The organism is Coleofasciculus sp., assembly GCF_046565525.1.
GTDB lineage: Bacteria > Cyanobacteriota > Cyanobacteriia > Cyanobacteriales > Coleofasciculaceae > Coleofasciculus.
This window is the reverse complement of the sequence record NZ_JBKHUP010000188.1, coordinates 1-8138: the sequence shown is the minus strand read 5'-3', so window position 1 is coordinate 8138 and position 8138 is coordinate 1. Positions and strand designations below refer to the sequence as shown.

The 8138-nt window shown below is 46.9% G+C and carries 7 protein-coding genes; 2 read left to right on the top strand and 5 right to left on the bottom strand.

Features of this window, described 5'->3' with window-relative positions; genetic code table 11:
• From ACLGGO_RS34415 to ACLGGO_RS34400, 4 genes are all read right to left on the bottom strand, one after another.
• Positions 1 to 3174 (bottom strand): nSTAND1 domain-containing NTPase (locus ACLGGO_RS34415; protein ID WP_446422684.1); only part of this gene is annotated, 3174 nt, incomplete at its 3' end.
• 51 nt (positions 3175 to 3225) lie between these two features.
• Positions 3226 to 4539 (bottom strand): P-loop NTPase fold protein, encoded by a 1314-nt coding sequence (locus ACLGGO_RS34410; RefSeq protein WP_446422683.1) that lies wholly within the window; start codon positions 4537 to 4539, stop codon positions 3226 to 3228.
• A 267-nt stretch (positions 4540 to 4806) separates the two neighbouring features.
• The gene (locus ACLGGO_RS34405; protein ID WP_446422682.1) at positions 4807 to 5178 is read right to left on the bottom strand and encodes a hypothetical protein; all 372 of its coding nucleotides are present in this window, start codon (positions 5176 to 5178) and stop codon (positions 4807 to 4809) included.
• A gap of 11 nt (positions 5179 to 5189) precedes the next feature.
• Positions 5190 to 5504, bottom strand: coding sequence for a TIGR03792 family protein (locus ACLGGO_RS34400; protein ID WP_446339728.1), 315 nt, complete (start codon positions 5502 to 5504; stop codon positions 5190 to 5192).
• A gap of 154 nt (positions 5505 to 5658) precedes the next feature.
• Here ACLGGO_RS34400 and ACLGGO_RS34395 point away from each other — a divergent pair, with 154 nt between their 5' ends.
• Entirely contained in the window at positions 5659 to 5997 is a 339-nt protein-coding gene (locus ACLGGO_RS34395) for a phasin family protein (RefSeq protein ID WP_446339751.1), read from the top strand.
• 11 nt (positions 5998 to 6008) lie between these two features.
• On the top strand, positions 6009 to 6560 hold the full coding sequence (locus ACLGGO_RS34390; protein WP_446339729.1) for an FKBP-type peptidyl-prolyl cis-trans isomerase: 552 nt from the start codon (positions 6009 to 6011) through the stop codon (positions 6558 to 6560).
• Between the two features lie 106 nt (positions 6561 to 6666).
• Here the strand turns inward: ACLGGO_RS34390 and dnaB are convergent, their stop codons facing one another.
• Positions 6667 to 8016, bottom strand: coding sequence for a replicative DNA helicase (gene dnaB / locus ACLGGO_RS34385; protein ID WP_446339752.1), 1350 nt, complete (start codon positions 8014 to 8016; stop codon positions 6667 to 6669).
• Positions 8017 to 8138 lie beyond the last annotated feature (122 nt).

Sequence of the window (8138 nt, the reverse complement as noted above, 5' to 3'; positions counted from 1 at the left end):
TTTTTGAATTAAATTGCCTTGATTGTCCCAGAGGCGGGCGGTATAGTCAGATGAGCCAGTGAGGATTTGCTTACCGTCGGGGCTGAAGGCTATAGCAAGAACTCCACTCGGATGCTGAAGTTGATTGCGTTCCCAAATTTTATCTAAGATTTTCTGGAGTGCCAAAAGTGGGCTAGTAGCAGGATACTTTTCTAAAGGGCGACCATCTTGAACCCACTTTTTCAAGTCTTGCCCCGCCTTCATAGCTGATAGCAAAGCTTCTATTTGCTGATATTCAAACTGTTTAATCGCCGCCACCCCAGCTCGCTCTAACCGAGTCCCCGCCTGAGCTTCTGCCAGTTCCGCTTGGGCTTCCTGTTGTTTTTTCCTGGCATCAGCTAACCGTTCCTCTGCCTCTTTCAGTTGCTGATTCGCCCGTTGAATTGTCTCTCTGGCTTCTTGATTAACCCGCTCAAGTTCTGCTTGCGCCACGGTTAACTCTTGCTCGACTTGCTGCTTGCGCTGTTTAACAACCTTTAACTGTGCCTCACTCCGCCGCCGTCTCTCCCGTTCCGCCTTTAATTCGGCAACAATACCAAACCCTTCCTGCTGGCGAATAAACGCGACTAAATAATCATGCACCAACTGATATCTATCCTCTGGCTTTTCCGGTAACAAAACCACTAACCCAGAATCGACAAAAATCTTCAGCACCAACTCCAACTGCTGACTATCCATTACCCAATCTAAGGGTAAAGCCCTTAACTCCGATATCAAATCACTACGAGTCTTCAGAGGACGAGTATTCTTCTCATCCGTCAACAGATACAACACCAACTCCCCGACTCGCTGATTCTCTTGCCCACAATCTTTAATCACGGCTTCTACATACCGCTGCACCAACTCATCCTTTGTCCCCCGTTGGCGATACTCAGCCAGGGTAGTAATCCCCTCCGCTTGCAATTGCGCCCCAACAATTTGCAATTCAATCGGGCGCACTTTCCCCGTATCCCCGGCTAAATCCTGCACCAATTGCTCGACTAATTCCGACTCCAGATGAAACTGCGATCGCGCCGTCAACTGTTCAATAATCGCCTGGGCATCCTCTGGGGCAAAATCCCCCAACTCATAGCGATTACTTTTATTCAGAATATCATTATTAATTACATCAATCCGCGCCAGTCGTTCACACTCCAACAGATAATGGAGATAGTCTTCCCGCAGGGATAAAATAACTTTGACATCGGGGAGATTCAGGCAATCACTGAGGAACTCAAAAAATGGTTTTCTGGCGGCGGTATCCTGACAGACAAAGAAGAATTCTTCAAACTGATCAAAAATCAATACCACTAACCGATGGCGCTGCTCATTTTGTCGCAATTCTGCCAGGATAGCCCCTTGTTCCGGCGAATGGAATTCGCGGCTAGACAAACGAAGTTCGCCTGCGCGAACTAAATCAGAATCAGTCAGTTCAGAACCTGCGAAGGCAGGTTTTGTTTGTGTAGTTGCGGTTTCAACCGCCCTCGTTTCTAACCCCTCTGCCAACAATCGCCCCAACTCTTCCACCCAATTCGTATAAACCCGCAAGGGAATCGGTAAAACATCCAACGCCTTGACCATTTTCTGTCGTAACGCTGGCACCAATCCCCCATTGACTATCGAACTTTTCCCCACGCCCGATTGCCCATGAATCACGGTTAACTTACAATCATCACGGGCAATTCTACTAATTAAACGCTCCACATCCCGCCCTCTTCCCGACGCCGTAATCTCCAACGCCACCTTATCCTGAAACTCTCCCGGTAAGGGTTGGAGACGACTCGCGCCAATAAATGCCCGTAAGCCTAACTGACTTTCAACTAATCCTTGTTCTTGCTTAATCGCAAATGCTTTTAAATAGTCCTGCTGATTAAAATAGAGCCGTTGCAGTTCTTTTAAACTATCACTATAAACTTGGGGATTAGCCTGGGGATGCGTCTCAACTCTTACCCGTTCCAATGTCTCAATCGCGGACTGAATTTGATTTAATCCTTGCTGAGCTTTGGCTAAGAGGAATAGATATAAACTATGTTCCTGAGCCGGTACATTTGTAGAGACGCGCCATGGCGCGTCTCTACACTGTAATGCCTGATTTGCTAATCGTTTCGCCTCTTGCCAATTCCCTCGCGCCAGCGCCACTTCGGCTAAAAAGCCATAATCCCGCGCCTGTTGTCGCTCATCCACATAAATTTGATGTAATCTTAACCCCTTTTCCGCTAATTCCTGTAACTCATCCCACGCTTCTAACTGTCGTAAAACCTCCCCCAATTCCCCGATAAACCGCGCCACTAAATCCGGACGTTGCGCCGCCTTAAATACCCCTAACCCCTGCTGAAAATAGTCCCTCGCCTCCTGCCAATAGCGCCGTTTTTCCGCCCGATTCAACTCCGCTTGACGCCGATAACAGAACCCCAAGTGAATCCAGACAATCCCTTTCCGTTCAGGATGATCTTCCGGCGGGGATTGCCACAGGGAAAGGCACTGTTGATAATGAACAATGGCGTCATCCAGGTTATCCTGAATATAATCCTCCCTCCCCCAAACAAACTCTAACCCTGCAGTTAAATCTGCCGCTAATTCTTCACCTCGCCCTTGTAAATACTTCAGCGCTAATTCTAATTCAGGAATCGCCACCTGATTCTCAGCAAATACCGCCTCTACCCCCCGATTCAGGAACTCAATCAACGCCTCTGGGGTTAAAAAAAAGGAAATGGGAGGAGCGCCCCAATTATATAAATCCGGTGCCAACCGGACTAATTTTTTCAGTACCTCATCCGTCACCCAAATGACGAGGGGAAACTTAAATTCCTTTATAAATTCATCCCGAACGTGATTCGTTGCTAGGAGCAGATTATCTAAATCGGTAACCGTCTCCAACCCCAAAATTATTAACGCCGATAACGACTCATCTCCGACTTCAGTTTTAATCGCACTGTAGAGGGTATCGGTTGACGGAGATAACATTAATTCTCGAATCTCTACCCCACATTGCTGATGTAAGTCTTGGCAAATCTGCTCCTGTAATTCGGTATAATTACAGCGGACAAAAATTAGCGAAAACCGACGCCCACTGGATAGGGTAATCGCCCGGATTAATGTATTCAACGAGCGCGAATTATGAGTTGTAGCCGCTTCGGGATAATTGGAATCAGTCATAACGTTAAAAGTTATTTCATAACCATTGTAGAGACGTTACATGCAACGTCTCTACAATTGGCGGGTTTCTAACAAAACTGGATTCACGCCAAACCATCGCCCTTGGGAATCATGATATTCAAACACAAATAAACTGCGTAATAAGGTTTGATGTCCATCCTCTCCACTCACCCGTTGCTCCTGGTTTACCCGCCGCAGTAACTCCCACTCATTATCGGTAATCCCTAAGATTAAACTATCCCGATAGTCCCGAATCACCATCTCTAGGGTATCGCGAGAGATAGGCGGATCTTGTTCCTGTAAACAGCGAAACAGCATCCCTAATAAGTTTCGCACATGACCGCCACTAATGCGACATAAACGGTCTAAGGTTTCCCCATGATCAAAGATTTGAGTGACTAAACTCAAGCGTTCCTCTGGTGTCACCTCTGGAAACGCCCGGGCTAAAATTAACTGCTGTAACAGCGCAATTCCCTGCTCGCAATCCCTCCCATCCCGTAACTGAATCGGCACCATCGGTAAGATTTTCGGCGGGATTCCCCCGCCAAACCGATTGGTTAAGGCTTGAGAATCATTGGAGAAAATTAACCCCAATGGAATAGTATAAACTAGATGACAGTTGAGTTTCCCTAACTGCTCACCGCGATCCACAAACAGATATTCCGGTTGAGTACGTCCTGAATCATTGCGACGATCTTGAACCCGATCTAAATTATCAACAATGACAACTAATCCCTGTTTTCCTTGGCGTTTCAACTCTTCCGTTGCCCGGGCTAAGATTTCCTGATTCAATGAGTCAAGAATCCCACTGGTACGCGGTTCTAAATATTGGCGTAAGCGACTGCGAAGCTGGGGGCTTTCTTTGGTTTTAGCCGTAATTTTAGCCAGGTTCCCCGGTAACGAGAATCCGGCTTCCAGAGATAACTCAATCGGGGTTTGCAGAAAATCAGCAATCTCCTGAAAGCGATCGCGAAAATATCCCGGTTTAAGCTTAATCCCTACCGTTTCCAGACTTTCACTCACCTGACGCGCGATCGCGAGTAAAATATCGGTAATATCCACATCGGTCATATCCAAGTCTTGGGTAGACTCAAAATAGACTACATGAAAGCCTTTTTCCTCTAAGTCGGCTTGTAACCGACGTAACTCCGTAGACTTACCACAGCCAATATGTCCCGTAAACAACTGACAAGTCGCTTGATTAAGACGCGAACGCAAAACAATCGTCCGTTCCAATGCTTCAATAATCTTACCACCCCGAACTGAGGCAAAATCAATATAATACTGCTTATCTTCAGGATTCGCGATCGCGAGGGTTTTACTCGGATCACAAGCGTCAAAGAATCTCAAAAAATCTAATTCCATTTTTTCACAATAGTGTGATCACTATTGATAGCGGGTTGCAATTGGACCGCAGGCTTCAATGAAAAAGTACCCCAAGGATAACGGTAAGCCAAAGTACCTAGCGATTGGCAATCGCGGCTACACAAACAAAGCCTACCTCCGCAGGCTAAATTTAGTCCGCGCAGGCGGACTTAGTTTGTATAGCCTCAGACTTCTAGTCTGTGGGCAATTTGCTACGGGATTTTCCCGATTGGGCATAAAAAGCGATTTAATTCAAAGTGTAACCACTCACGAGTTAGAGAGTAAAGTAAACACTATACTAACAGCAACCAATCCCAGTAACCCGACTACGGCTGGGTGACGCTGACACCACAATTTTGCCCCGTGTAAGGGACTACGACGCGGCATATAAATCGGTTCAGATTCCAGGATAGACTGGTCTTTATCTGTATAAAGGGTGCATTCCTTGGCATAAGGACGTTGAGGAAACGTACAGGTATCATCGGCATGATAGAGACAGGTTTGACACAAATACTTCTGTTCCACGGCTTGGTGTAAGGTAATACCTGGATGACCGTAGGCTTTGAGAATCATGCCACAATGAGGGCAAGTAATTTCTTGATTACTGATGGATTGATGGCAACGGGGACAACTAGACATCAGGTCTAACGTTAGCTGGGTGTTTGAGGAAATTTTCTGACTTGATATTCACTCGCCTGAATCATCTGATAATCTTTGCTAAACTCCTGCTCAAACCGCTTTTGGGTTTTATCCAACTGCTCTTGTGGAACAGCTTCCCACTGTTGACGGCTTGTCCAACGAATGATCAGAATGACCTCCGCAGGAGTTTCTGGCTCAATCCAGACTTCTTTGCTGATGAATCCTGGACAGCTAGCCAGCATGGATGTCCAGATTTCGGCATCTTTCTGAATAAATGTTTCCCGAAGTTCGGGCGAGACTCTAACTTTAAGATACTCAATTACCATAACTAGGTACTTGCGCTTGATCGGATACTGTGCAACTGAGGCAAAAACGAACACAGCAGCAGTTATGGGCAAGATAGCACACAATGGAACTGGAGGTGGGAATCAACCTCCCTTCCCCTATCCTGGGGTTAGCACCGAGTTACAGGAACAGCGTATGGATAATAGAGACTGGCTGAAGCAGTTATTGATGGTTGGTGTGGGCACAACGTCCATGGTGGCAGACAAACTGCGAGAAGTTAGCGATGAATGGGTAAAAGATGGAAAAATTAATCCAGAGCAAGCCCAAGGATTCGTCGATGATATGGTGCAGCAGATCAAATCGGAGCAAGGTAACTTTGAAGTCAACATGGAACGACAGCTACGGAACCTGTTGCAGGAATTAGGTGTCCCTCGGCAAACGGAAGTCGATGAATTGCGCGGGCGCATTGATCGGTTGGAACGTCAAGTGCGGGATCTAGAAAATAAGCTGTGGCGTCGATCAAACATTGAATAGGAGGACAGATTTTGAGAGATATTCTAATTAGCTTGGGCGTTATTATTGCCTGTGGATTGTTGTTGGTGATGACTCAACTCAGTCGAGGGAGTGCAACAGCCGACGAACTCAACCTCACCCAACCTCAATCCCTCACCCAAGTCACCCAGGCTAGCCCCATCCCTGACAATCAACCCATTGCCATGAATACAGATTCCACTGAAGCACAGAACACAGATCAGGACGTTGTCACCACACCATCGGGTTTGAAATATGTCGAACTCAAAGAAGGTGACGGCGCACAACCCCAAAAAGGTCAAACCGTTGTGGTTCACTATACGGGAACTCTGGAAGATGGCATCAAGTTTGATAGTTCCCGCGATCGCAACCGTCCTTTTTCCTTTAAACTCGGTGTAGGACAGGTGATCAAAGGCTGGGATGAAGGCGTTGCCACGATGAAAGTTGCCGGACGTCGTCGTCTGATCGTTCCCCCGGAATTAGGGTATGGTTCCCGGGGTGCAGGTGGAGTGATTCCGCCTAACGCAACTCTAATTTTCGATGTGGAATTGCTAAAAATTAGTTAGAAACCCGTCTAACCTCTCCCATTGAGCGTTTAGCCTTGGGTTGAAACCCAAGGCTGTTGGTTGGTGAGACTACAACCGTTCCCGGTTCCCGGTTCCCTGTTCCCTCTCATCGCTGATTGCCATGGGCGAGATTGCGGAAGCGAGTATACTGAGGGTCGAAGATTAACTTCACCACGCCAGTTGGACCATTGCGATGTTTGGTAATAATCACTTCAGCGATCCCTTGATCTGGCGTATCTGGATTATAATACTCCTCCCGGTACAACATAATCACTAAGTCCGCATCTTGCTCAATCGAACCTGACTCTCTCAAATCGGACATCATTGGTCGCTTATTGTTCCGGGCTTCTACGGCTCGACTAAGCTGAGATAGAGCAATCACAGGAGTATTCAGTTCCCGGGCTAACCCTTTGAGAGAACGGGTAATCCGAGACAGTTCTTGGACTCGATTTTCACTACCACTCCCTTCCATTAACTGCAAATAATCGATCAAAACCAATCCCAGCATTCCCCCTTGTTCTGCCTGGAGACGCCGCAGATTTGATCGCATCTGCATGACGCTGGGGTTAGGCGTATCCTCGATATAAATGGGTAATTCTGATAACGTCCCCAGCGCTTGGGAGAGAGGTTCCCATTGATTTTGAGTAATTCGCCCCGTTCGCAAATAATTACTTTCAATAGTCGCCTCGCTAGATAAAAGCCGCTGGACTAATTGCGCCTTAGACATTTCTAGACTAAAAATTGCTACAGGAAATTTATCGGCAATATTGCGAGCCATAGCCAACGCAAAGCTAGTTTTTCCCATTGAGGGTCTTCCCGCAACAATAATTAGATCAGAACGCCCAAACCCACCCGTTAACGCATCCAAGTCATAGAAATTAGAGGGTATACCAGGTAAGGCAATCCCTTCATGAAGGGTTTCTATTTCCTGAAAGGTTTGAATTAATGTCTCAGAGATTGGCACTAACCCTTGTTGCGGGCGCACCTGAGTCACATTAAAAATTTTCTGTTCTGCTTGATCAAGAACAAAGTCCAACTCCTTATGCGTCTCGTAACCCAGTTGAACAATCCCATTTCCCGATTGGATGAGCTGACGGCGCAGGTACTTATCCATCACCAACGCCGCATAGCGGTCAATATTGACGGCTGACACCGTGCGTTCAATTAACTGCGCTATCTTGCTCTGACCCCCCACCTTGTCTAATAATTTATGGTCATACAACCAAGAGGTAACGCTCATGAAATCCGTTGGCTTACCTTCATGATGCAGAATGAAGGCAGATCTATAAATTTCTTGGTGAGCGCTAACGTAGAAGGCTTCTGGAGACAATAAATCCACCACTCGACTCATGGCTTCGGGGTCAAGCATGATCCCGCCTAAAATCGACTCCTCCGCCTCAATGTTTTGAGGCGGTATAGAGCTACTGATGGTTGAAAGATTAAAGTCTAGAGCCATCGCCAGAGATAGCAAGTACAACAATGTAGCAGAGGGCAGAGGGCATTGACATCCTCCCCGGCGTAAACGCACAGGGATTCCCGCCATCACTGACGAGGCTTCCTCTTTCCGCGACTCGGCTT